Origin of the sequence: Streptomyces sp. Wb2n-11, assembly GCF_001049855.1 — a bacterium.
GTDB lineage: Bacteria > Actinomycetota > Actinomycetes > Streptomycetales > Streptomycetaceae > Streptomyces > Streptomyces altiplanensis.
On record NZ_CVPB01000001.1, the window covers coordinates 2,964,534 to 2,987,936 of the forward strand.

Sequence of the window (23,403 nt, forward strand, 5' to 3'; positions counted from 1 at the left end):
TTGCTGGGGGGGGTGCTTCCACATTCAGTGGACCCTCCCTTACTGGTCAACGCCAAGCGAGGGGGGCTAGTTCCCTTGTGCTACCGGGGCGGCCGTCGGGCCGTCCGTGCTTACTGGAAGAGGTTGCCGGTGGCGAAGCGCAGTGCCAGCTGCGGTACGCCGGACAGGGCGATGCCCGCGACGGCGGTCAGGGCGATGGCGGCCGTGATGGGCACGGGGACCGCGTGGCGGGACGGTTCGCCCTCGGGAGCGCGGAAGAGGACGGCGGTCCACTGGAGGTAGTAGTAGAGCGCGATCACCACGTTCACCGCCATGACGACCGCGAGCCAGCCGAGCCCCGCGTCGACGGCCGCGGAGAAGACCGTGACCTTGGCGAAGAGACCGATGATGCCGGGCGGCAGCCCCGCGAGGCAGAGGAGGAAGAAGCCGAGTGCGAGGGCGGCGAGGGGGCGGGCCGCGTAGAGGCCGCGGTAGTCGGTGATCCGGTTGAGCGGGTGCGTGCGGGCGACGAGGGCCGCGACCGCGAAGGCGCCGAGGTTCACCACGGCGTACATCAGGGCGTACGCGACGGTGGAGCCGATCTGGTCGTCGCTGGAGTACGCCGCCGCGGCGATCGGGACCAGGATGTAGCCGGCCTGGCCGACCGACGACCAGGCCAGGAGGCGGACGGCGCTGTACGCGCGCGTGGCCGACTGGCGGAGGGCCGCCACGTTGCCCACGGTCATGGTGAGGGCTGCCAGCACGGCGATCGCCGGGCCCCATACGTCGGCGTAGGAGGGGAAGGCCACGACGGTGACCAGGATGAGGCCCGTGAAGCCGACCGCCTTGCCGATGACGGAGAGGTAGGCGGCTACGGGGAGGGGCGCTCCCACGTACGTGTCGGGGACCCAGAAGTGGAAGGGGACCGCGGCCGTTTTGAAGGCGAAGCCGATGAGAGTCAGTGCGACGCCTGCTTTGGCGAGGGTGTCGAGCTGCGCCGGTACGTCACCGAGGTGCACGGCGATCTCGGTGAGGTGCAGGGTGCCGGTCGTCGCGTACACGAAGCTGACGCCGAGCAGCGTGACGGCGGTGGCGGTGACGGAGGAGAGGAAGAACTTCAGGGCCGCCTCGGAGGAGAGGCGGTCGCCGCGCTTCATGCCGACGAGGGCGAAGGCGGGCAGTGACGCGACTTCGAGGGCGACGACGAGGGTGGCGAGGTCGCGGGCGGCGGGGAGCAGGGCCGCCCCGGCTGCCGAGGACATCAGGAGGAACCAGAACTCGCCCGCGGGGAGCTTGTCCTTCACCGTCTCGGTCATCGAGAGCAGGGCGGTGAGCAGCGCGCCGCCGAGCACCAGGAACTGGATGACGAGGGTGAAGTGGTCGGCGGTGTAGCTGCAGACGTCCGCGTCGGAGTTCAGGCAGAAGGTGGAGCGGTCGCCCCGGCGGAGGGGGAGGAGAGTGAGGATCGCCGCGGCCAGACCGGCGACGGAGAGCCGGCCGAGCAGCTGCTTCTTGCTCTCGGGCACGAAGAGGTCGGCGACCAGGACGATCAGGCCGACGGCCGCCGTGATGGTCGGCGGGGCGATGGCCGGCCAGTCGACGGACTGGACGAGGCTGGCGCTTTCGGCGGCCACGGTCACGACTTGCCTCCTGCGAGGAGCTTCTGCACGGCCGGGTCGGTGAGGCCGAGGAGGACCGCGGGCCAGAGTCCGGCGAGGACGGTGAGGGCGACGAGGGGGGTCCAGGCGGCGAACTCGTAGCCCTGGACGTCGGTGATCTTCGTCGGTCCGGATGCCTGCTGCGGGGGGACGCCCATGCAGACACGGCGTACGACGACGAGCAGGTACGCGGCGGTCAGCAGGGTGCCGAGACCGGCGATCGCCATGAAGGTGAGGAAGGCGGGGCGGCTGAGGCCCTCGGCGGGGTCGAAGGCGCCGAACATCGTCAGCATCTCGCCCCAGAACCCGGCGAGGCCGGGGAGGCCGAGGGAGGCGACCGCGGCGAAGGCGAGGAGGCCGCCGAGGCGGGGGGCGCGGCCGTAGAGGGCCGCACCGGTGGCACCGGCGAGGGTGTCGAGGTCCGCGGTGCCGTAGCGGTCCTTGAGGGCGCCGACCAGGAAGAAGAGCAGGCCGGTGATCAGGCCGTGGGCGATGTTGGCGAAGAGCGCGCCGTTGACGCCGGTGGGGGTCATGGACGCGATGCCGAGGAGCACGAAGCCCATGTGGCCGACGGAGGAGTACGCGATCAGGCGCTTCAGGTCGCCCTTGGCGCCCTTGCGGGCCAGGGCGAGGCAGGCCAGGGATCCGTAGATGATGCCGACGACCGCGAAGGCGGCGAGGTAGGGCGCGAAGACCTGCATGCCGTCGGGGGCGACGGGGAGGGCGATGCGGACGAATCCGTACGTGCCCATCTTCAGCAGGACGCCGGCGAGGAGGACCGAGCCGACGGTGGGGGCGGCGGTGTGGGCGTCGGGGAGCCAGCTGTGCAGCGGCCACATCGGGGTCTTGACGGCGAGGCCGAGACCGATCGCGAGAACGGCGACGACCTGCACGGACGTGGTCAGCCCACGGCCGTTGTCAGCGGCGAGCGCCACCATGTCGAACGTGCCCGCCTTCAGCCCGACGAGAAGGAGACCGAGCAGCATGACGACGGAGCCGAGCAGCGTGTAGAGGATGAACTTCCAGGCGGCGGGCTGCCTCTGGTCGCCGCCCCAGCGGGCGATCAGGAAGTACATCGGGATGAGGACCATCTCGAACGCCAGGAAGAAGAGGAGCAGGTCGAGTACGGCGAAGGTCGCGAGGGTGCCGGATTCGAGGACCAGGAGCAGGGCGACGAACGCCTTCGGGGAGGGGTCCGCGGCCCGCGGCGTCAGCTGCTCATGCTGCTGCTTGAAGTAGCTGTAGAGCGCGCAGAGGAAGGTCAGCAGCGCGGTCAGCACGAGGAGGGGGAGCGAGATGCCGTCGATGCCGAGGTGGATCCTGACGTCGAGCGCCGGGATCCAGCTGATGTCGGTCGTGGCCTGCATCTTCGACGGGTGGTCGTGGTCGAAGCCGAGGGTGAGGACGACGGCTGCGAGCAGGACCGCGCCGGTCACGGTCACGCCGTGGCGGAGCACGGCCTGGCCGGGGTTCCTGCCCTTGAGGCCCGGCGGGGCCGGGAGGAGCGCCGCGGCGGCGCCGACGAGCGGGACGACGACGATGAACGCCAGGAGGAACTGCATCACGGACGGGCTGATATCGATCACGGCTCACGCTCCGACGGCGGCGACGATGACGGCGGCGATCGCCAGGACGACGGAACCGGCGAGCAGCGCGCTGAGGTAGGTCTGCACATTGCCGGTCTGGGCTCGGCGGACGCCCGCGCCGAGCAGGCGCGGGACGGCGCCCGCACCGCGTACGTACGTCTCGACGACCTCGCGGTCCAGGAAGCGGACCAGCTCGGCGCCCGCCAGGACGGGCCGTACGAAGAGGGCGTGGTAGACGGCGTCGAGGTGGAAGCCGGCCGCCGCGTGGCGGTGCAGCGGGCCCAGGAGGAGCCGGCCGGGGTCGGCGGGATCGGGGGCCGACGCGATGTCGCCGTAGGCGGGGGTGTGGGTGGCGATGGCTTCCGCCTCGGAGACGGCCGGGCTGTCCTCGGGGTGGGCGGCCACGGCACCGATCGGGGGGCGGGCGGCCATGGCCGTGGTGTGGCGCCAGGCCCCGTAGGTGACCAGTCCGCCGACGAGGGCGACACCGGTGCCGAGGACCGCCGTGGTGACGGTCGGGGTGAGGGCGTGGCCGTCGAACCAGTCGTCGAGGTAGGTGACGGCGAGGCCGAAGGCGAGCGAGGGGACGGCGAGGACCCACAGGACGCCGTTCATGACGAGGGGCTGCTTGCCGTGATCGGGGGCGGCGGGACCGCGGCCGCGGAAGGCCAGCAGCCACAGGCGGGCGGCGTACGCCGCGGTGAGCAGGGCGGTGAGCAGGCCCGCGGCGAGCACGGTCCAGCCCGCGCCGGAGGGGACGCCCGCGGTCTCGCCGAAGGAGGCGTGTTCGGCGGCGACGAGAACGGCTTCCTTGGAGAAGAAGCCTGCGAAGGGAGGGATCGCCGCGAGCGCGAGCAGCGCGATCGTCATCGTCCAGTAGGCGTCGGGGATGCGCCGGGGCAGGCCGCTCATGCGGGACATGGCGGCCAGCGAATTGGTGCCGGCGGCGTGGATGACCACGCCGGCGGCGAGGAAGAGGAGCGCCTTGAAGGCGCCGTGGGAGAGGAGGTGGAAGACGGCGGCGCCGCGGTCGCCGACGGCCAGGGCCCCGGTCATGTAGCCGAGCTGGCCGATCGTCGAGTAGGCGAGGACGCGTTTGATGTCGTCCTGGGCCAGGGCGGCGAGGGCCGAGCCGACCATCGTGACCGCGGCCATCACGGCGAGGACGGTCAGGGCGGCGGCGGAGGCGGCGAAGACGGGGAGGAGGCGGGCCACGAAGTACACGCCGGCGGCGACCATCGTGGCGGCGTGGATCAGCGCGGAGACGGGCGTGGGACCCGCCATCGCGTCGGGCAGCCAGGTGTGCAGCGGGAACTGGGCCGACTTGCCCGCCACACCGGCGAGGAGCAGCAGGGCGATCGGCGTCGGGTGGTCGAGGCCGCCGTTCGCGACGGCGCCCAGGATGCCGGTGATCCGGAACGTACCGGCGTCGACGGCGAGTGCGAACAGGCCGAAGAGGAAGGGGACGTCGCCGAGCTTGGTGACCAGGAAGGCCTTGAGGGAGGCGGCCCGGGCCTCGGGCGTCTCCCAGTAGTGGCCGACGAGGAAGTACGAGCAGATGCCCATGATCTCCCAGCCGACCAGCAGCACCATCAGGTCGCCGGAGTAGACGACGAGCAGCATCGCGGAGGTGAAGAGGGAGACCAGGGCGGCGTACGAGGGGTAGCGCGGGTCGTCGCGCAGGTAGCCCGTCGAGTAGAGCTGCACGCAGGTCGCGACGGTCCCGACCAGGACGGCGACGAGAGCCGCGAAGCCGTCGAGGTGCAGGGCGAGGTCGATGGGGACCGAGCCGGTGGGGGTGAGCCGGGTCGAGGCGTCGATCGCCCTGCCGCCGCCCTGGTGTACGGCGACGATCGCGGCCAGCACGGCGGCGGCCAGGGCCGGCAGTACGGCCAGGGGGCGGACGAATCCGGGGGCGGTGCGGCCGAGCAGCAGGCCGGCCACTGCGCCCAGGAACGGAAGGAGGGGAACGAGGACGGCGAGGGTCGTGGTCGTCACGCGGCGGCCTCGGTCTTCTGTGCGGCCTTCTGTTCCAGGGCGGAAGCTTCGTCGTCGGCCGGGCCGGCCGGGTCCGGGCCTTCGGCGGTGTCGCGCAGCCTGTCGATGTCCGAGGACCCGCGGTTGCGGTAGACCATCAGGACGATCGCCAGGCCGATGCCGATCTCGGCCGCGGCGATGGCGATGGTGAAGAGGGTGAGGGCCTGGCCGGAGTGGAGGGTGTCGCGGAGCCATACGTCGAAGGCGACGAGGTTGAGGTTGACCGCGTTGAGCATCAGCTCGACCGACATCAGGACCAGGATCGCGTTGCGGCGCGCGAGCACTCCGTACAGCCCGGTGCAGAAGAGGAGGGCGGCGAGCACGGCGGGATAGGCGAGGTGCATCAGCGCTGCTCCTTGTCTTTGGCACTGTCGCTCTTGCGGGAGAGGACGATCGCGCCGACGAGAGCGGCGAGCAGGAGGACGGAGAGCGCCTCGAAGGGCAGCACCCAGTGCTGGAAGAGGATCTCGCCGCTCACCCTGGTCGAGCCCTGGACCGGTCCGTCCAGGTCGATCCAGGTGGTGCGGAACGCGTCCACGACCACCCAGACGAGTGCGGCGGCCGCTGCCGCGGCCACCGTGAGAGCGGCCCAGCGGTTGCCCGAGTCGGCGTCCGGGGAGCGCCCGATGGGGGCCCTGGTGAGCATCAGCCCGAAGAGGAGGAGCACGACCACGGAACCGACGTAGATCAGGACCTGCACCCAGGCGATGAACTCGGCCGTGAGCAGGAGGTACTCGACGGCGAGGCCGCCGAGCGCGACGACCAGCCAGAGGGCGGCGTGCACCAGCTGCTTGGTGGTGACCGTGACGACGGCCGCGCCGAGGGTGGCGATGCCGACGAGGAGGAAGGCGATCTCGACGCCGGTCGGGGAGAGGAAGCCCTGCCCGGCGGCTGCGGCGAGGTGGCTCATTCGGCGGGGCCCTCTGCTTCCTGCTGGGCTGCCTGCTGCTGCGCTGCCTGTTCCTGGGCTGCCTGCGCCTGCGCCTGCGCTGCCGCGAGCTTGTCGGCGGCCTTGCGGGCCGCCGCGATCTCCTTCGGTTCCTCCGCGCCCGGGTCCAGCGCGGGCGGCTCGGGAACCGTCCACATCCACTCGCGGAGCTTGTCCCGCTCGTGGGTGAGTTCGTGGATCTCGGTCTCGGCGTACTCGAATTCCGGGGACCAGAAGAGCGCGTCGAAGGGACACACCTCGATGCAGATACCGCAGTACATGCAGAGCGAGAAGTCGATCGCGAAGCGGTCGAGGACGTTGCGGCTGCGCTCGCGGCCGCCGGGGACGGCGGCCGGGACCGTCTCCTTGTGCGAGTCGATGTAGATGCACCAGTCGGGGCACTCGCGCGCGCAGAGCATGCAGACCGTGCAGTTCTCCTCGAACAGGCCGATCACGCCGCGCGTGCGGGGCGGGAGTTCGGGCTGGACGTCCGGGTACTGCGCGGTGACGGTCTTCTTCGTCATCGTGCGGAGCGTGACGGCCAGGCCCTTGGCGAGGCCGGAGCCGGGGATCGGAGGCATTACTGGATCGCCACCTTCACGATGCCGGTGAGCGCGATCTGCGCGAGAGCGAGCGGGATGAGTACGGTCCAGGCGAGCTTCTGGAGCTGGTCCTCGCGCAGCCGGGGGTAGGTCACGCGGAGCCAGATGATGCCGAAGGCGAGGATCGCGGTCTTGAGCAGCGTCCAGACCCAGCCGAGGCCGTCCGCACCCCAGGGGCCGTGCCAGCCGCCGAGGAAGAGGACGGTGGTCAGGCCGCAGAGGACGACGATTCCGGCGTACTCGGCGAGCAGGAAGAGCGCGAAGCGCAGGCCCGTGTACTCGGTGTACGCACCGAAGATGATCTCCGAGTCGGCGACCGGCATGTCGAACGGCGGGCGCTGGAGTTCGGCGAGACCGGCGACGAAGAAGACGATCGCGCCGACGATCTGCCACGGCAACCACCACCACTCGAAGGCGTTCAGGATGCCGGGGAGCGAGACGGTGCCGGCCGCCATCGCCACGGAGGCGGCGGCGAGCAGCATCGGCAGTTCGTACGCGAGCAGCTGGGCGGCGGTGCGCAGGCCGCCGAGGAGGGAGAACTTGTTGGCCGAGGCCCAGCCCGCCATGAGCGAACCGAGCACGCCGACGCCCATGACCGCGAGCACGAAGAAGATGCCCGCGTCGACGACCTGGCCGACCGCGCCCTCGCTCGGGCCGATCGGGATCGCGACGAGCACGAGGAGGTACGGGAGGAGGGCGACGGCGGGGGCGAGCTGGAAGATGCGCCGGTCGGCGTCGGCCGGGACGATGTCTTCCTTCTGCGCGAACTTCACACCGTCGGCGACGAGCTGCGCCCAGCCGTGGAAGCCGCCCGCGTACATGGGGCCGAGGCGGCCCTGCATGTGGGCCATCACCTTGTGCTCGGTCTGCCCCACGACGAGTGGGAGGACCAGGAACACGGCGAAGACGACGACCAGGCGGAGGGCGACATCGAGTACGTCGTTCACGCGTCGTCGCTCCCTCGGTCGCGGGTGGTGTCGTCGGTGGTGTCGTCGGCGGAGCGGGGGGCGTCCGGGCCGGGCACCTCGCGGGGCTCCTTCGCGGCTCCCGCGTCGCCGCGCAGTGTTCCGGCCGCCGCGTCGGCGGCCGAAGCCGCGTCGGTGTCGGTGTCCTCGGACGCGCCCGTCCTGGTCGCGGCCGCTTCCTCCGGTCGCTCCGCGTCCGCTTCCTCGAACGCGGGGCGCGCGTGGTGCCAGGGCGCGTCCGCGCTGCGCGCGGGGGCCGCCGGGGCGGGCCGGGACCCGGAGGCATCGGCCCCGCGGGATCCCGCCGACCCGGCCGACGCCTCGGCCGCCTGGCTCGCCGAACCCTCGGACACGCTGCGGGTACGGCGCGCAGGCGTCGGCGGCGCGGCTTCCGGAGCGGGCGTCGCCGCCTCGGCCGCCTGGCTCGCCGAACCCTCGGACACGCTGCGAGTACGGCGCGGGGGCCGTGCGGTGGCTTCCGGGGACGGCGCCGCGGCCTCGGCCGCCTGGGTGGCCGAGCCCTCCGTGACACTGCGGGCGCGGCGCGGCGGGCGGTCGGCGGCTCCCGCCGCACCGGCCGCGCGCGGGGTGCGTGCGGGGCGGGCCGGGGCCGGCGGGAGCTGGCCCTTCTGGGGCCCCCAGTCGTTCGGGTCCGGGACGCCGGGCGGCAGCATCTGGCGGCGCTTGGGCCCGCCGTGGTCGGACTCCCCCGGCTCCTTCGCACCGGGCCACGCCTTGGCGACCCGGGCCGCCAGGACGAAGTCCTTGCGCAGCGGGTGGCCCTCGAAGCCCTCGGGCAGCAGGAGCGGCACCAGGTGCGGGTGGTCCGTGAAGCCGATGCCGAACATCTCGTGCGTCTCGCGCTCGTGCCACTGGGCGCCCGCGTAGACCGCGACGGCGGTGGGCAGGACGGGCGCCTCGTGCGGGACGGTCGTACGGAGCAGCAGGCGTCGTACCGTACGGCCTTCGAGGGCGGCGACGTGGGCACAGACGCGGAAGCCCGTGCCCGGCTCGTCGACCGCGCTCAGCCAGTCGAAGTACGTGCAGCCGAGCTTGTCGCGCGCGGTCTCCAGGGCCGCGGTCCACGAGCCGGCCGGGACATCGACGGTGAGCAGGTCGTAGGCGCGCTCGGCGGTCGCTTCCTCGCCGAAGATCTCGGTGACGGCGTCCGGCAGGCCGTCGTACGCCGTCGTGCGGGGCGTCTCGCTCACTTCCCGGCCTCCCCCGGGGCCGGCGGCGGCGTGACGAGACCGCTCCGCAGGGCCGCCGTGGAGGGCCGTCCGTGGCCGTAGCGCTCACCCAGGGACTCGCGGGCGATCTTCTCCTGGAGCTTGAGGATGCCCTGGAGCAGCGCCTCCGGGCGGGGCGGGCAGCCCGGTACGTACACGTCGACCGGGATGATCTGGTCGACGCCCTTCGTCACGGAGTACGAGTCCCAGTACGGGCCGCCGCAGTTGGAGCAGGCGCCGAAGGAGATGACGTACTTCGGCTCGGGCATCTGCTCGTACAGCCGCTTGACGGCCGGGGCCATCTTGTCCGTGACCGTGCCGGAGACGACCATCAGGTCGGCCTGGCGCGGTCCCGGTGCGAAGGGGATCACGCCGAGCCGGATGAAGTCGTGGCGCGCCATGGACGCGGCGATGAACTCGATCGCGCAGCAGGCGAGGCCGAAGTTGAAGACCCACAGGCTGTAGCGGCGGCCCCAGTTCAGGACCACCTTCATGGGCTCGGGCGCGAGGCGGGCGAGGGCTCCCAGGCGCTTCGGCCCGGACGGCGGCGGCAGCGTCGGCTCGGGGAGATCGACAGAGGTCACTCGGGTCACGTCCATTCGAGGACGCCCTTCTTCCATGCGTACAGCAGTCCCACGGCCAGGAAGCCGAGGAAGATGAACATCTCGACCAGCGTCGTCGCGCCGTACTCGGGCGCGGCGAAGACCGTCGCCCACGGGAACAAGAAGATGGAGTCGACGGCGAAGATCACGTACAGGAAGGCGTAGACGTAGTAGCGGACCTGGGTGTGGGCCCAGCCCTCTCCGACCGGGTCCACGCCGCATTCGTACGTCAGCAGTTTCTCCGGCGTCGGCACGACGGGCCGCAGCAGTCGCCCGGCCCCGAAGGCCACGGCGACGAAGAGGACGCCGACGACTGCGAGCAGTCCGACGACCGAGTAGCTCTGGAAGTACCCGTCCGCGAGAACAGTCGGTTCCGGCATGTCCGCCCCTCTCGCTCCCTGACCTCGTCGCGTCCCGTCGCGCCTTGTCGCGCCCCGTTCGACGATCTGTACGCACGGGAGTCTAGGCCCTGGTAAAAGCTGGGTAAGCAGCCGCGTCGTACAGGGGGTGGGGTTATCCCCACTTCCTCACACCCAGCCACCCCATGGCATCCGCGACCGGGGGCCGTCAGGCTGGGGGTCATGACCGCCAGCGCCAGCGACCTTCTCCCAGATTACGACCAGTCGGACCACACCCAGCGTGCCGGTCACGCCGGACGTGCCGACCGGGCCGGCCATCCACCGCCCGTGCGTTTCCCCTATGGCCCGGACACCTGGAAGGAGATCGCGCATCTCCTCCTCGACCTGCCGACGGCCCTCTTCGGTTTTGTGTTCACCGTGGTGGTTCTCGCCCTCGGGTGCGGTCTTTCGGTCACGGTGATCGGTCTGCCCCTGGTGGTGGCGGGACTGCTCGGGGCGCGCCGGTTCGGCGCGGTGGAACGGGCGCGCGCACGTGCCCTGCTCGGTCTGTACGTCGACGAGCCGAGCCCGGTCGCCGCGGGACGGCGCCCGGGCGAAGGCGGTTTCCTCCCGTGGCTGTGGGCGGGCCTGAAGGACCCGGTGGGCTGGCGGACCGCGCTGTACGCGTTCGTCCGGCTGCCCTGGGGCGTGCTGGCCTTCGCGGTCACGCTGACCGGGCTCGTCGTGCTCTGGCCGGTGCTGCCGTACCTGGTGCGGGCGCTGGCCAACGCGGACCGGGCGATGGTGCGCGGTCTGCTCTGCCCCTCCGACGAACTGGAGCGGCGGATCGCCGAGCTGGAGTCGGGCCGGGGTGTCGTCGTCGACACCGCGGCCGCCGATCTGCGGCGCATCGAGCGCGATCTGCACGACGGGGCGCAGGCCAGGCTCGTCGCACTCGCCATGGGACTCGGCATGGCGAGGGAGAAGCTGACCGGTGACTTCAAGGACCCGGTCGCCGCGGCGGCGATGGTCGACGAGGCGCACGGCGAAGTGAAGCTGGCACTGCAGGAGCTGCGCGATCTGGCGCGCGGCATCCACCCTGCCGTGCTGACCGATCGCGGCCTGGACGCGGCGCTGTCGTCCGTCGCGTCGCGCTGCACGGCCCCGGTGCGGGTCACGGTCGGTCTGGCGGCGCGCCCGGCGGAGGCGATCGAGGGCATCGCGTACTTCACCGTCTCCGAGCTCCTGCAGAACGTCAGCAAGCACAGCGGGGCGCGGTCCGCTTCCCTGGACGTGTGGCGGAGCGGGGAGCGGCTGCTGATCCAGGTGCGGGACGACGGGTGCGGCGGCGCGCGGCTGGACGGCGGCACGGGCATGGCCGGTCTGGCCGAGCGGCTCGGTGCGGTGGACGGGCTCCTGGCCCTCGACTCCCCGGTGGGCGGGCCGACGACGGTCACGGCCGAGCTGCCGTGGCGCGACCGCGACGGGGCGGCCGAAGGCCCCGAAGGTGTGGCCAAGCGCGGTGCGGGGGTGGGGAAAACCCCCGGTGGAAAACGGTGACCGGCCTCATGGTCCCGGCCTGCCCGTCCCAGCATTCTTGAGGGACGCAGCCACTCAGCAGCATCAGAGCAGAAACGGACGGCAGTGATGGCCACGGAGTACGCATCGCAGACCAGAGACCGGTGGGGGCGCGAGGACCGCCCGGACCGCCCCCCGAAGAGGCACGTGCTGCCTCCGGCACTGCGCGCGCCGATCGAGGCCCGTACCTGGCGCGAGTTCGGTTACCTGATGCTCAGCCTGCCGATCAGCGTGCTGCTCTTCGTCTTCGCGGTCACCATGACGTCGCTGGGCACGGGTCTGCTGATCACCTTCCTCGGCGTACCGGTACTCGCGGCGGGCCTGGCCGGCTGCCGCGGCTTCGGGGTGGTGGAGCGGGCCCGCGCGAGGGCGCTGCTCAAACTGGACGTGGCGGACCCGGCGCCCGTCCGGGCCGGGCCGGGCGGCGGCCCGATGTCCTGGATGGGCGCGGTGCTCAAGAGCGGGGTGTCCTGGCGCCATCTGCTGTACGCCGTGCTGCATCTGCCGTGGGCGGTGTTCTCCTTCTCCGTGTCGCTGGTCTTCTGGTCGTACGGCTGGGCCATGCTCACGTATCCGCTGTGGCAGTGGGTGTTCCCGGTCTACACGGGGACGGACGGCATCCAGCTGTACGGCGACAACACGCACAGCATCTACCTCGACGAGCCCCACGAACTGGCCCTGACCAGCGCGTTCGGCCTGCTCTTCACCCTCGTCACCCCGTGGCTCATACGAGGCATGACGACCGTGGACCGGGTGATGGTGACCGGGCTGCTCGGCCCGTCCCGGCTCGCCACCCGGGTCTCGGAACTGGAGTCGGACCGGGGCGTCGTCGTCGACACCGCGGCCGCCGACCTGCGGCGCATCGAGCGCGACCTGCACGACGGGGCGCAGGCCAGGCTCGTCACCCTCGCCATGGACCTGGGACTGGCCAAGGAGAAGCTGACGGAGGACCCGGAAGCCGCGGCCCGCATGGTGGAAGGGGCGCACGGCGAGGTGAAGATCGCGTTGCAGGAGCTGCGGGACCTGGCCCGGGGCATCCACCCGGCCGTCCTGACCGACCGCGGTCTGGACGCGGCGCTCTCCGCGGTGGCCTCCCGGTGCACGGTGCCGGTGCAGGTCGAGGTGGATCTGCCGGCCCGGCCGGCCCCGGCGATCGAGGGCATCGCGTACTTCACCGTCTCCGAACTCCTGCAGAACGTCAGCAAGCACGCGCGGGCGTCCCGGGCCACGGTCGACGTGTGGCGGACGGAGGACCGGCTGATGCTCCAGGTGAGCGACGACGGGCAGGGCGGCGCGGACGCGACGGCCGGCTCGGGTCTGGCCGGGCTCGCGGAGCGGCTGGACGCGGTCGACGGGATCCTGGTGATCACCTCGCCGGTGGGCGGGCCGACCACGGTCACGGCGGAGCTGCCCTGGCGGGGCTGATCCGCCACCCGAGCGCCCGGCTGCCCGTTCAGGGGGCCGGGCGCCGCCTCCTCGCCCGCTCGTCCGGCTCCTGAGCTCCTGAGCTCCTGGCGCTTCCGCTCGCTCTCTTCTCGCGTCCCGGCAGCCCGTCCCGAGTCGTACGCCGCTATTCCCAGTACCTGAGCACGCGCCGGCCCGGATACTGAAATGCTGGACCCGACGGGGTGGGAAGCAAACAACTGCTGGGGAGCTGCACGGTCGTGGAGGACAGGGTGCGAGTGGTCATCGCCGAGGATTCAGTGCTGCTGCGGGAGGGCCTGACCCGGCTTCTGACCGACCGTGGGCACGATGTCGTCGCGGGCGTCGGAGACGCGGAAGCACTGATCAAGACGGTGGGGGATCTGGCGTCGCGGGACGAGCTGCCGGATGTGGTGGTGGCGGACGTACGGATGCCGCCGACGCACACCGACGAGGGCGTGCGGGCGGCGGTGCGGCTGCGCAAGGACTACCCCGCGATCGGAGTGCTGGTCCTGTCGCAGTACGTCGAGGAGCAGTACGCGACGGAATTGCTGGCCGGGTCGAGCCGGGGCGTCGGCTACCTGCTCAAGGACCGGGTGGCCGAGGTACGTGAATTCGTGGACGCCGTCGTCCGGGTGGCCCAGGGCGGGACCGCGCTCGATCCCGAGGTCGTGGCACAGCTGCTGGGCCGCAGCCGGAAGCAGGACGTCCTCGCCGGGCTGACCCCCGGGAACGGGAGGTGCTGGGTCTCATGGCCGAGGGCCGGACGAACTCGGCGGTCGCCAAGCAATTGGTGGTGAGTGACGGCGCGGTGGAGAAGCACGTCAGCAACATCTTCCTCAAGCTCGGGCTCTCGCCGAGTGACGGGGATCACCGTCGGGTGCTGGCAGTGCTGACCTATCTGAGGTCCTAGGTCACCGGCGCCGGACCGGCCGTGTTCTGGAGTGCAGCTCAGAGGTGGTCGGGAATGGTCGGGGGTGGCGGCCCCAGAACCAAGAGGCGAATACGGAGCGTCTTCGATGCAGAGCGCTGAGAGACGGGCTAAACATATCAAAGCAGGGCAATCGGGCGTCTCAGAACGGGATCCATCATGTGATCGGTCCAGGGAAGGGCACCCTTACCGACGTAGGGTGGGCCTTGGGGCCGCCGGTGGGCCGACCGGCCCGAACAGCCGCCTCGAAGGAGGTCCAGTTCAGTGACCAGCCAGGTCAGCAGCCCGGCCGAGAAGGCCGACGGAACCGATGGTGCCGGCGGAGCGAACGACACCGTCGTCGGGGAACAGCGCAGCACGCCGAACGGGAAGGTCTCCGAAAAGGAGGTCCGCCGGCTGGGTCAGGTGGTGATCCGTTTCGCGGGGGACTCGGGTGACGGGATGCAGTTGACGGGGGACCGTTTCACGTCGGAGACGGCGGCGTTCGGCAATGACCTGTCGACGCTGCCGAACTTCCCGGCCGAGATCCGGGCGCCCGCCGGGACGCTGCCGGGGGTCTCCAGCTTCCAGCTGCACTTCGCCGACCACGACATCCTGACCCCGGGCGACGCCCCGGACGTACTGGTCGCGATGAACCCGGCCGCGCTGAAGGCCAACCTGGCAGACCTGCCGCGCGGGGCGCAGATCATCGTCAACACCGACGAGTTCACCCGGCGGGCGATGGCCAAGGTCGGCTACCCCGCCTCCCCGCTGGAGGACGGCTCGCTGGCGGCGTACCACGTCCACCCGGTGGCGCTGACCACGATGACGGTCGAGGCGCTCAAGGACTTCGGGCTCTCCCGCAAGGAGGCCGAACGCTCGAAGAACATGTTCGCGCTGGGCCTGCTGTCCTGGATGTACCACCGGCCCACCGAGGGCACCGAGAGCTTCCTGCGCACCAAGTTCGCCGGGAAACCCCAGATCGCCGAGGCGAACGTGGCGGCGTTTCGGGCCGGATGGAACTTCGGCGAGACCACCGAGGATTTCGCCGTCTCCTACGAGATCGCCCCGGCCACCGCCGCGTTCCCGCCCGGCACCTACCGCAACATCTCCGGCAACCTCGCCCTGTCCTACGGGCTGATCGCCGCCGGCCACCAGGCCGACCTGCCGCTGTTCCTGGGCTCCTACCCGATCACCCCGGCCTCCGACATCCTGCACGAACTCAGCAAGCACAAGAACTTCAAAGTGCGCACCTTCCAGGCCGAGGACGAGATCGCCGCCATCGGCGCCGCACTGGGGGCGGCCTTCGGCGGGCAGCTCGCGGTGACCACCACCTCCGGGCCCGGGGTGGCACTGAAGTCGGAGACCATCGGGCTGGCGGTCTCGCTGGAGCTGCCGCTGGTGGTGGTCGCCATCCAGCGCGGCGGCCCCTCGACCGGACTGCCCACCAAGACCGAACAGGCCGACCTGCTCCAGGCCATGTACGGGCGCAACGGCGAGGCCCCCGTCCCGGTCGTGGCCCCCCGCACCCCGGCCGACTGCTTCGAGGCCGCCCTGGAGGCGGCCCGCATCGCACTGACCTACCGCACCCCGGTCTTCCTGCTCTCCGACGGCTACCTCGCCAACGGCAGCGAACCCTGGCGCATCCCGCACAGCGACGAGCTGCCCGACCTGCGGGTCCAGTTCGCCACCGGCCCCAACCACACCCTGCCCGACGGCACCCACGTGTTCTGGCCCTACAAACGCGACCCGCAGACCCTGGCCCGCCCCTGGGCCGTGCCCGGCACCCCCGGCCTGGAACACCGCATCGGCGGCATCGAGAAACAGGACGGCACCGGCAACATCTCCTACGACCCGGCCAACCACGACCACATGGTCCGCACCCGCCAGGCCAAAATCGACAACATCACCGTCCCCGACCTGACCGTCGACGACCCCCACGGTGCCCGCACCCTGGTCCTGGGCTGGGGCTCCACCTACGGCCCCATCACCGCCGCCGTACGCCAACTGCGCACGAACAACGTGCCCATCGCCCAGGCCCACCTGCGCCACCTCAACCCCTTCCCCCAGAACCTGGGCGACATCCTGGCCCGCTACACCAAGGTCGTGGTGCCCGAGATGAACCTCGGCCAGCTCGCCACCCTGCTCCGGGCCACCTACCTGATCGACGCCCGCTCCCACACCCAGGTCAACGGCATGCCGTTCCAGGCCGAACAGCTCGCCACCGCCCTGAAGGAGGCCACCGATGACTGAGCCGTCCACCAAAGGCACGGGCACGACCGAGGCACTCTCCCTCATCCCCCGGGCCGAGGCCCAGCAGACGATGAAGGACTTCAAGTCCGACCAGGAAGTGCGCTGGTGCCCCGGCTGCGGCGACTACGCCGTCCTGGCCGCCGTCCAGGGCTTCCTGCCCGAACTCGGCCTGGCCAAGGAGAACATCGTCTTCGTCTCCGGCATCGGCTGCTCCTCCCGCTTCCCCTACTACATGAACACCTACGGGATGCACTCCATCCACGGCCGCGCCCCCGCCATCGCCACCGGTCTGGCCACCTCCCGACGCGACCTGTCCGTCTGGGTCGTCACCGGCGACGGCGACGCCCTGTCCATCGGCGGCAACCACCTCATCCACGCCTTGCGCCGCAACGTCAACCTCAAGATCCTCCTGTTCAACAACCGCATCTACGGCCTCACCAAAGGCCAGTACTCCCCCACCTCCGAAACCGGCAAGATCACCAAATCCACCCCGATGGGTTCCCTCGACGCCCCCTTCAACCCCGTTTCCCTGGCCCTCGGCGCCGAGGCCACCTTCGTCGCCCGCACCATCGACTCCGACCGCACCCACCTCACCCAGGTCCTGCGCCAGGCCGCCGCCCACCCCGGCACCGCCCTCGTCGAGATCTACCAGAACTGCAACATCTTCAACGACGGCGCCTTCGACGCCCTCAAGGACAGGCAACAGGCCCAGGAAGCCCTCATCCGCCTCGAACACGGACACCCCATCCGCTTCGGCACCGAAGGATCAAAGGGCGTCATCCGCGATACCGCCACCGGCGACCTCAAAGTCGTCACCGTCACACCCGACAACGCCTCCCAGATCCTCGTCCACGACGCCCACGCACCGAGCCCCACCACCGCCTTCGCCCTCTCCCGCCTCGCCGACCCCGACACCCTCCACCACACCCCCATCGGAATCCTGCGCAGCACCCACCGCCCCACCTACGACACCCTCATGGCCGACCAACTCGACACCGCCCTCGAACAGAACGGCAAAGGCGACCTCAACACCCTCCTCACCGGCAACGACACCTGGACCGTCGTCGGCTGAGTCGCACGCCGTCCGTGAAGAGGGGCACCCGGTCCCAGGACCGGGTGCCCCTCTTCGCTCTCCCGCCACCGCCTGTCATGACCGTATTGCGATACGGACATGACAGGCGGGTCGTCCCGGCATTACCGTTCGACGCGATGACGTGTGTGGGTCGGGAGGGCCAGTGAAGTCGGTCAACGAACAGCGGTCGGGCTTGCTGTACGGCATCGGCGCCTATGGAATGTGGGGGCTGGTCCCCCTCTTCTGGCCGCTCCTCAAGCCCGCCGGCGCGATGGAGATCCTCGCCCACCGCATGGTGTGGTCGCTGGCCGTCGTCGGCATCGTGCTGCTGGCGGTACGCCGGTGGGCATGGATCGGGAAGCTGGTCCGCCAGCCCCGCAAGCTGGGCCTCATAGCCCTGGCCGCGACCGTCATAACGGTCAACTGGGGGCTGTACATCTGGGCCGTCAACAGCGGCCAGGTCGTCGAAGCCTCGCTCGGTTACTTCATCAACCCGCTGGTCACCATCGCCATGGGTGTCCTGCTGCTGAAGGAACGGCTGCGGCCCGTGCAGTGGACGGCGGTCGGGGTCGGCTTCGCGGCGGTGCTGGTACTGGCCGTCGGATACGGGCGGCCGCCCTGGATCTCCCTGGTCCTGGCGTTCTCGTTCGCGACGTACGGCCTGGTCAAGAAGAAGGTCAACCTCGGCGGCGTGGAGTCGCTGGCCGCCGAGACCGCCGTCCAGTTCCTCCCCGCGCTGGGCTACCTGCTCTGGATCGGGTCGCACGGGGACGCGACCTTCGGCGCGGAGGGGCTCGGGCACGCGGGGCTGCTCGCCGCCACCGGCATCGTGACCGCCGTCCCGCTGGTCTGCTTCGGTGCGGCTGCGATCCGGGTGCCGTTGTCGACGCTGGGGCTGTTGCAGTACCTCGCGCCGGTCTTCCAGTTCGGGCTCGGCGTCGTGTACTTCCACGAGGCGATGCCGCCGGAGCGCTGGGCCGGCTTCTCGCTGGTCTGGGCGGCGCTGGCGCTGCTGACGTGGGACGCGCTGCGTACGGCGCGGCGGGGACGGGCGGCAGCGGTGCGGCTGGCCGCGGTGGCGGCGACTGCCGCTGCGGCGCCGGCCGCTGCGCCGTACGCGGGTGGCGTGCCGGTCCCCGCGTCCGAGCCGGCACCGACGCCGACGTCCAGATCCGTGTCCTAGGGCGAGCGCCCGGCGGGGCTGTGGCCCCGCCCGCCCCTCCCCGCTGTGACCTTGTGCGGCTCCGCCGCGTGCGGGGCCCTTGCCCGGGGGCCCGGGCCCCGGCTCCGCCATCGCCGGAGGGGCTCCAGGGGAGCCCCTCCGGCGGCCAGGATGCCCGGGACCTGCCCCACTGCCTACCCCGCCGGTACAGCTCCCGGCCGCGCGGCGGTGGGCCGGGGCGTCTCCAGCGGTGTCCGCCCGTCGCTCCCGCCCTTTCCGCTCCTTGCGCCCCGCAGGCCGAACGCCGTGATCACCGCGCCCGCGACGACCATCACCGCCGGCACCGTCAGCGCAGCGCGGAACGCGCTGAGAGTGGATTCCGGGGAGCCGCCGCCGCCCGCCGCCAGGCCGTACACCGCCGTCACCGCCGAGATCCCGACGGCCGACCCGAACTGGGTCGCGGTGGCGAGCAGCCCGCCGGCCACCCCCTGCTCCTCCCCCTCGATGCCGTCCGTCGCGGCGATCGTGAGCGGCCCGTACGCCAGGGCGAATGCCGCGCCCGTGAGGAACAGCGTCGGGAGCATCGCGGCGTACGACCAGTCGGGGCCGACCGGCAGGAACAGCGCGTACGACACGATCGCCAGCACGAAGCCGCCGAAGATCACCCGGGCGTTGCCGAACCGGTCGACCAGGCGCGGGGTCAGCGTCGGTGCGAGGACCGCGTCGACGCCCATCACGACCAGGGCCAGGGCCGTCTCCAGGGAGGACCAGCCGCGCAGTTCCTGGAGGTAGAGCGTGACCATGAACTGGAAACCGAAGAAGGAGCCGACGAAGAGCAGCGCTCCCAGGTCGGCACGGACCATCGACGCCTTGCGCAGGATGCCGAGTCGTACGAGCGGGGCGGCCGAGCGGCGCTCGACCGTCACGAACACCGCCACGAGCAGCAGCCCGGCGGCCACCACGGCGGCCGTCAGCCGCCAGCCGTCGAAGCCGTGCTCCAGCCGTACGATCCCGTACGCCAGCAGCAGCATCGCCCCGGCGGCCGTCGCCGCGCCGGTGAGGTCGAAGGCTCCGCCGCGGCGGGCCGGCCGGGCCTCCACCGGGAGCAGCCGCAGCGCCGCGACCAGGATGAGGCCGCCCAGCAGGACCGGGGCGAAGAACACCCACCGCCAGCCGAGCTGGGTCAGCAGCCCGCCGATGACCAGGCCGAGCGAGAAACCGCCCGCGGCCGTGCCGGCGAAGACGAGCAGGGCCTTGTTCCGCTTCGGGCCCTCCTCGTACGAGGTGGTGATAATCGACATCGCGGCCGGAGTCATGAAGGCCGCGGCCACGCCGGTCACGAAGCGGGCGGCGATCAGCATCCAGCCCTCGGTGGCGAACCCGCCGAGCATGGAGAAGCCGAGGAAGACCGCGAGCCAGGTCAGGAACATCCGCCGCCGGCCGAGCAGGTCGGCCGCGCGACCGCCGAGCAGGGTGAATCCGGCGTATCCGAGGACGTAGGCGCTCATCACCCAGGCCGCGGTGCCGGTCGGCAACTCCAGGTCGGATCTGATGGACGGCACGGCGACCGACAGCATGGCGACGTCGATGCCTTCGAGGAAGATGGTGCCGCAGAGCACGAGCAGCAGCGCCCAGGCGCGTCGGGTCATGGGTAAGTGCCTCTCATATCAAGCCAGTTATCGGGATGCCGGTCAGTTCTCTCTTGTAACCAAAGGCATCCTGCGGCAGCATTCCGGCGCATGGAAGAAGGCACTTTGAAGTCACCGAGTAACTGCGAAGTCACCGGCTCCCAGGGGGTGTACGGCGACACCGACCCCTTCCAGTGGGACACCCGCGAGGACTGCGAGGTCCGCCAGATCCTCGACCGCGTCGCCGACAAGTGGTCGCTGCTGGTCATCGCGCTGCTCGACAGCCACATGCTGCGCTTCACCGAACTGCGGCGCAGGATCGACGGCATCAGCCAGCGCATGCTGACGGTGACGCTGCGCCAGCTGGAGCGCGACGGGCTCGTCAAGCGGACGGTGCACCCGGTGGTGCCGCCGCGCGTGGAGTACGAACTCACGCCGCTCGGCGCGACGTTGCACACCACGATCCGCTCCCTGGTCGCCTGGACCGAGGAGCACCAGAACGAGATCGCGGCGGCCCGCGCCGACTACGACGCCCGTACGGCGGCGGAGTCCGCGGCGCCGGAAGCCGCCGCGGCGGCTTCCGCCAGCTGACCCGGCTTCACGTCCCGTTGCGGGCACGGCCACCGGCCGCAGCGCCGCACGAACCGCCCCTCAGCCGTCCGCCGGGGCGACGCCCTCGCCGCGGCGGACGCGGTGGGCGCGCGCCTTGTTGCGGTTTCCGCAGCGCTCCATCGCGCACCAGCGGCGGCGGCCGGGGCGTGAGGTGTCGACGAACAGCAGGTAGCAGTCGTGCGAGCCGCATTCGCGGATGCGGTGGGCGTACGGTCCGGTGAACAGGTCGACCGCGTCGCGCGCCACCGTCGACAGCAGCCGGCCCCCGGTGGCGCCCGGCGCCCACGCGCGCACGGCGCCCGTCCCCACGACCACGTCGACACGGGCGGCCAGCGGCTCCCGCGCCGCCCGTTCGTTGACCACGTCGAGGTCGGCGGCGGCCAGGGCACGGCCGTGGGCGCGGTCGGCGGCCAGCCGGTGGAGCGCGTCGCGCAGGGCGCGCGCGTCCGACAGCTCGCCTCCGCTCACGGTCAGGTCGAGCCCTGCCGGCAGCCGGCTCCGCTCCGCCCACAGCGCCAGGTCGGCCGGGGTGTGCAGCATCTCGTACCGGGCGAGCGGCCCGGGGCCGCCGGTCGGCAGCAGTTCGAGGCAGAGGGTGCCCGCGTCGAAGAGATACGGACGCCCCTGCGGCGTGCGCAGGACCAGTCCGGGCGTTTCCATCGCGGGCTCCATCACGTAACCACTATAACCGGTTACCATGACACTGCACTGGAAGCTCGTCGTCGACGCCGACGACCCTCACGCCCAGGCCGTCTTCCGGGCCGCGGCCCTCGGCTACGAGGCGGAGGACAACAACGCCCTGATCGAGCGCCTCGTCGGTTCCGGCGCCGTACCGCCCGACGCGACGGTGGAATTCCACGGCCGTCGGGCCTTTCGCGATCTGGTCGCCGTCCGGCATCCGGACGACCCGTACGACAAGGACACGGGGACGGGGCCCGGCCGTCGGATCCTCTTCCAGCGCGTACCGGAGACGAAGGCGGTCAAGAACCGGCTGCACATCGACGTGCACGCCGAGCCGGGCACGCGGGAGGCCGAAGTCGCCCGCCTGGAGGCGCTCGGCGCGGCCGTCGTCCACCACGCGAAGGAGCCCGGGGGCTCATGGATGGTGATGACGGACCCCGAGGGAAACGAGTACTGCGTGCACTGAGGCGGCTTCCGCACCGCTCCCACTGTCCGGCATACGGACACGGGTGACCGGTTTCCGCTCTTGACGGTCGGTCGGACCCTCGCTGAACATTCAGCACGCACAGCCCGCGCACAACCGACGCACCATCAGCTCCAATGCCCCGCGCCGCCGCACGCGCCGCGGGGCATCTCGCACGTTCCGTCTGTCCCCGTACGGAATCCGGAGCCCCCACATGAACCTCTCCAGCACTCCCGGACGCACCGCCGCGGCCGTCGCCCTCGCCCTCACCGGCCTGGTCGCCGCCACCGCGCCCGCCGCGTCCGCCACCACCGCCGCCCCGTCCGCGGCGCTCGCCGCCCCCGACATACCCCTCGCCAACGTCAAGGCGCACCTCACCCAGCTCCAGTCGATAGCCACCGCCAACGGTGGCAACCGCGCCCACGGACGCCCCGGTTACAAAGCCTCCGTCGACTACCTGAAGGCCAAGCTGGACGCCGCCGGATTCACCACCTCCGTCACGACGTTCACCTCCGGCGGCGCGACCGGTTACAACCTGGTCGCCGACTGGCCGGGCGGCGACCCCAACCAGATCCTGATGGCCGGCGCGCACCTCGACTCGGTCGCCTCGGGCCCCGGCATCAACGACAACGGGTCCGGTTCCGCCGCCGTCCTGGAGACCGCCCTCGCCGTCTCCCGCGCCCAGCTCAAGCCCGAGAAACACCTGCGGTTCGGCTGGTGGGGCGCGGAGGAGCTGGGGCTCGTCGGATCCAAGGCATACGTCAACAGCCTTCCGACCACCGAGCGTTCGAAGTTCTCCGGCTACCTCAACTTCGACATGGTCGGCTCACCGAACCCCGGCTACTTCGTCTACGACGACGACCCGGCCATCGAGAAGACCTTCAAGGACTACTACGCGGGCCTCGGCGTCCCGACCGAGATCGAGACCGAGGGCGACGGCCGCTCCGACCACGCCAGCTTCAAGAACGTGGGCATACCGGTCGGCGGCCTCTTCACCGGCGCGAGCCGTACGAAGACGAGCGCCCAGGCCCAGAAGTGGGGCGGCACCGCCGGCCAGGCCTTCGACCGCTGCTACCACTCCTCCTGCGACACCACGGCGAACATCAACGACACCGCCCTGGACCGCAACAGCGACGCGATCGCCCACGCCGTCTGGACGCTGGGCACCGGATCCACCACCCCGCCCGGCGACGTGCACGAGAACACCACCGACGTCGCCGTCCCGGACAACGGCGCGGCCGTCACCTCGTCCGTCACCGTCTCGGGCCGCACGGGCAACGCCCCGGCCGCCCTCCAGGTGGGGGTGGACATCAAGCACACCTGGCGCGGCGACCTGGTCGTCGACCTCGTCGCGCCCGACGGGACGGCGTACCGGCTGAAGAACTCCAGCAGCAGCGACTCGGCCGACAACGTGATCACCACCTACACGGTGAACGCGTCGGGCGAGCCGGCCAACGGCACCTGGAAGCTCAGAGTCCAGGACATCGCCACGCAGGACACCGGCTACATCGACAGCTGGAAGCTCACCTTCTGACCGCGGACCGGCGGCCCGGCTCCCCCAGCGGGGCCGGGCCGCCGGCGCGTGCGGAGTGTGCGGGGTTTCCGGCCCGAAGGGGCCACGAGGGGACCGGCCCCCGGGCGGGGATCCCCATGCCGGGGGTCTCACGTTCTCCCGGAACAGCGCGTGACCGGTTTCCA

Annotated in this window: 20 protein-coding genes and 1 pseudogene; 9 read left to right on the forward strand and 12 right to left on the reverse strand. The window is 71.4% G+C overall.

Features of this window, described 5'->3' with window-relative positions:
- Positions 1-110 precede the first annotated feature (110 nt).
- The 10 genes from BN1555_RS13325 to BN1555_RS13370 are packed head-to-tail and all read right to left on the reverse strand — an operon-like array spanning position 111 to position 9,966.
- Positions 111-1,619, reverse strand: coding sequence for an NADH-quinone oxidoreductase subunit N (locus BN1555_RS13325; RefSeq protein WP_093799585.1), 1,509 nt, complete (start codon positions 1,617-1,619; stop codon positions 111-113).
- Positions 1,616-3,223: an NADH-quinone oxidoreductase subunit M gene (locus BN1555_RS13330; RefSeq protein WP_093799586.1), complete on the reverse strand. Its 1,608-nt coding sequence runs from the start codon at positions 3,221-3,223 to the stop codon at positions 1,616-1,618. Before BN1555_RS13330 ends, BN1555_RS13325 begins: the two co-directional genes overlap by 4 nt.
- Positions 3,224-3,226: 3 nt before the next feature.
- A complete protein-coding gene (locus BN1555_RS13335) occupies positions 3,227-5,221 on the reverse strand; it encodes an NADH-quinone oxidoreductase subunit 5 family protein (protein WP_093799587.1) in 1,995 nt (664 codons plus the stop codon).
- On the reverse strand, positions 5,218-5,604 hold the full coding sequence (nuoK, locus tag BN1555_RS13340; protein ID WP_093799588.1) for an NADH-quinone oxidoreductase subunit NuoK: 387 nt from the start codon (positions 5,602-5,604) through the stop codon (positions 5,218-5,220). Before nuoK ends, BN1555_RS13335 begins: the two co-directional genes overlap by 4 nt.
- The gene (locus tag BN1555_RS13345) at positions 5,604-6,170 is read right to left on the reverse strand and encodes an NADH-quinone oxidoreductase subunit J family protein (protein WP_093799589.1); all 567 of its coding nucleotides are present in this window, start codon (positions 6,168-6,170) and stop codon (positions 5,604-5,606) included. The genes nuoK and BN1555_RS13345 overlap by 1 nt, the downstream gene beginning before the upstream one ends.
- Positions 6,167-6,769, reverse strand: a complete 603-nt coding sequence (locus BN1555_RS13350; RefSeq protein ID WP_093799590.1) for a NuoI/complex I 23 kDa subunit family protein — start codon at positions 6,767-6,769, stop codon at positions 6,167-6,169. The genes BN1555_RS13345 and BN1555_RS13350 overlap by 4 nt, the downstream gene beginning before the upstream one ends.
- On the reverse strand, positions 6,769-7,737 hold the full coding sequence (locus BN1555_RS13355) for a complex I subunit 1/NuoH family protein (protein ID WP_093799591.1): 969 nt from the start codon (positions 7,735-7,737) through the stop codon (positions 6,769-6,771). The genes BN1555_RS13350 and BN1555_RS13355 overlap by 1 nt, the downstream gene beginning before the upstream one ends.
- Positions 7,734-8,966, reverse strand: a complete 1,233-nt coding sequence (locus BN1555_RS13360; RefSeq protein ID WP_107081076.1) for an NADH-quinone oxidoreductase subunit C — start codon at positions 8,964-8,966, stop codon at positions 7,734-7,736. Before BN1555_RS13360 ends, BN1555_RS13355 begins: the two co-directional genes overlap by 4 nt.
- Positions 8,963-9,583, reverse strand: coding sequence for an NADH-quinone oxidoreductase subunit B (locus tag BN1555_RS13365; protein WP_093799592.1), 621 nt, complete (start codon positions 9,581-9,583; stop codon positions 8,963-8,965). Before BN1555_RS13365 ends, BN1555_RS13360 begins: the two co-directional genes overlap by 4 nt.
- A complete protein-coding gene (locus tag BN1555_RS13370) occupies positions 9,574-9,966 on the reverse strand; it encodes an NADH-quinone oxidoreductase subunit A (RefSeq protein ID WP_093799593.1) in 393 nt (130 codons plus the stop codon). Before BN1555_RS13370 ends, BN1555_RS13365 begins: the two co-directional genes overlap by 10 nt.
- Before the next feature lie 201 nt (positions 9,967-10,167).
- Here BN1555_RS13370 and BN1555_RS13375 point away from each other — a divergent pair, with 201 nt between their 5' ends.
- From BN1555_RS13375 to rarD, 6 genes and pseudogenes are all read left to right on the forward strand, one after another.
- Entirely contained in the window at positions 10,168-11,484 is a 1,317-nt protein-coding gene (locus BN1555_RS13375; protein WP_093799594.1) for a sensor histidine kinase, read from the forward strand.
- A gap of 87 nt (positions 11,485-11,571) precedes the next feature.
- A complete protein-coding gene (locus BN1555_RS13380) occupies positions 11,572-12,927 on the forward strand; it encodes a sensor histidine kinase (protein ID WP_093799595.1) in 1,356 nt (451 codons plus the stop codon).
- A gap of 251 nt (positions 12,928-13,178) precedes the next feature.
- Positions 13,179-13,837, forward strand: a pseudogene (locus tag BN1555_RS13385) (response regulator).
- A gap of 282 nt (positions 13,838-14,119) precedes the next feature.
- Positions 14,120-16,087: a 2-oxoacid:acceptor oxidoreductase subunit alpha gene (locus tag BN1555_RS13390; RefSeq protein ID WP_093799596.1), complete on the forward strand. Its 1,968-nt coding sequence runs from the start codon at positions 14,120-14,122 to the stop codon at positions 16,085-16,087.
- Positions 16,080-17,159: a 2-oxoacid:ferredoxin oxidoreductase subunit beta gene (locus BN1555_RS13395; protein WP_093799597.1), complete on the forward strand. Its 1,080-nt coding sequence runs from the start codon at positions 16,080-16,082 to the stop codon at positions 17,157-17,159. The genes BN1555_RS13390 and BN1555_RS13395 overlap by 8 nt, the downstream gene beginning before the upstream one ends.
- Positions 17,160-17,322: 163 nt before the next feature.
- Positions 17,323-18,342 carry an EamA family transporter RarD gene (gene rarD / locus BN1555_RS13400; protein ID WP_093799598.1) on the forward strand — a complete coding sequence of 340 codons (1,020 nt, stop codon included), beginning with the start codon at positions 17,323-17,325 and terminating at the stop codon, positions 18,340-18,342.
- A 173-nt stretch (positions 18,343-18,515) separates the two neighbouring features.
- Here rarD and BN1555_RS13405 read toward each other — a convergent pair whose 3' ends face one another.
- Complete coding sequence (locus BN1555_RS13405; RefSeq protein ID WP_093799599.1) at positions 18,516-19,970, reverse strand: MFS transporter; 1,455 nt, start codon at positions 19,968-19,970, stop codon at positions 18,516-18,518.
- 90 nt (positions 19,971-20,060) lie between these two features.
- Here BN1555_RS13405 and BN1555_RS13410 point away from each other — a divergent pair, with 90 nt between their 5' ends.
- The gene (locus BN1555_RS13410; protein WP_093799600.1) at positions 20,061-20,540 is read left to right on the forward strand and encodes a winged helix-turn-helix transcriptional regulator; all 480 of its coding nucleotides are present in this window, start codon (positions 20,061-20,063) and stop codon (positions 20,538-20,540) included.
- 60 nt (positions 20,541-20,600) lie between these two features.
- On the opposite strand, the gene BN1555_RS13415 is transcribed toward BN1555_RS13410, so the two are convergent.
- The gene (locus tag BN1555_RS13415; RefSeq protein WP_255306020.1) at positions 20,601-21,221 is read right to left on the reverse strand and encodes a CGNR zinc finger domain-containing protein; all 621 of its coding nucleotides are present in this window, start codon (positions 21,219-21,221) and stop codon (positions 20,601-20,603) included.
- 37 nt (positions 21,222-21,258) lie between these two features.
- Between BN1555_RS13415 and BN1555_RS13420 the strand changes: the two genes are divergently transcribed.
- Both BN1555_RS13420 and BN1555_RS13425 read left to right on the forward strand, forming a co-directional pair.
- The gene (locus BN1555_RS13420) at positions 21,259-21,708 is read left to right on the forward strand and encodes a VOC family protein (protein ID WP_093799602.1); all 450 of its coding nucleotides are present in this window, start codon (positions 21,259-21,261) and stop codon (positions 21,706-21,708) included.
- A gap of 211 nt (positions 21,709-21,919) precedes the next feature.
- On the forward strand, positions 21,920-23,239 hold the full coding sequence (locus BN1555_RS13425) for a M28 family metallopeptidase (RefSeq protein WP_093799603.1): 1,320 nt from the start codon (positions 21,920-21,922) through the stop codon (positions 23,237-23,239).
- Positions 23,240-23,403 lie beyond the last annotated feature (164 nt).

Coding starts and splice junctions, on each gene's coding strand:
- nuoK (WP_093799588.1), bottom strand. CDS start 5,604: ATGCACCTCGCCTATCCCGCCGTGCTCGCCGCCCTCCTCTTCTGCACC.
- BN1555_RS13345 (WP_093799589.1), bottom strand. CDS start 6,170: ATGAGCCACCTCGCCGCAGCCGCCGGGCAGGGCTTCCTCTCCCCGACC.
- BN1555_RS13350 (WP_093799590.1), bottom strand. CDS start 6,769: ATGCCTCCGATCCCCGGCTCCGGCCTCGCCAAGGGCCTGGCCGTCACG.
- BN1555_RS13365 (WP_093799592.1), bottom strand. CDS start 9,583: ATGGACGTGACCCGAGTGACCTCTGTCGATCTCCCCGAGCCGACGCTG.
- BN1555_RS13370 (WP_093799593.1), bottom strand. CDS start 9,966: ATGCCGGAACCGACTGTTCTCGCGGACGGGTACTTCCAGAGCTACTCG.
- BN1555_RS13375 (WP_093799594.1), top strand. CDS start 10,168: ATGACCGCCAGCGCCAGCGACCTTCTCCCAGATTACGACCAGTCGGAC.
- BN1555_RS13380 (WP_093799595.1), top strand. CDS start 11,572: ATGGCCACGGAGTACGCATCGCAGACCAGAGACCGGTGGGGGCGCGAG.
- BN1555_RS13395 (WP_093799597.1), top strand. CDS start 16,080: ATGACTGAGCCGTCCACCAAAGGCACGGGCACGACCGAGGCACTCTCC.
- BN1555_RS13405 (WP_093799599.1), bottom strand. CDS start 19,970: ATGACCCGACGCGCCTGGGCGCTGCTGCTCGTGCTCTGCGGCACCATC.
- BN1555_RS13410 (WP_093799600.1), top strand. CDS start 20,061: ATGGAAGAAGGCACTTTGAAGTCACCGAGTAACTGCGAAGTCACCGGC.
- BN1555_RS13415 (WP_255306020.1), bottom strand. CDS start 21,221: ATGGAAACGCCCGGACTGGTCCTGCGCACGCCGCAGGGGCGTCCGTAT.
- BN1555_RS13420 (WP_093799602.1), top strand. CDS start 21,259: ATGACACTGCACTGGAAGCTCGTCGTCGACGCCGACGACCCTCACGCC.
- BN1555_RS13425 (WP_093799603.1), top strand. CDS start 21,920: ATGAACCTCTCCAGCACTCCCGGACGCACCGCCGCGGCCGTCGCCCTC.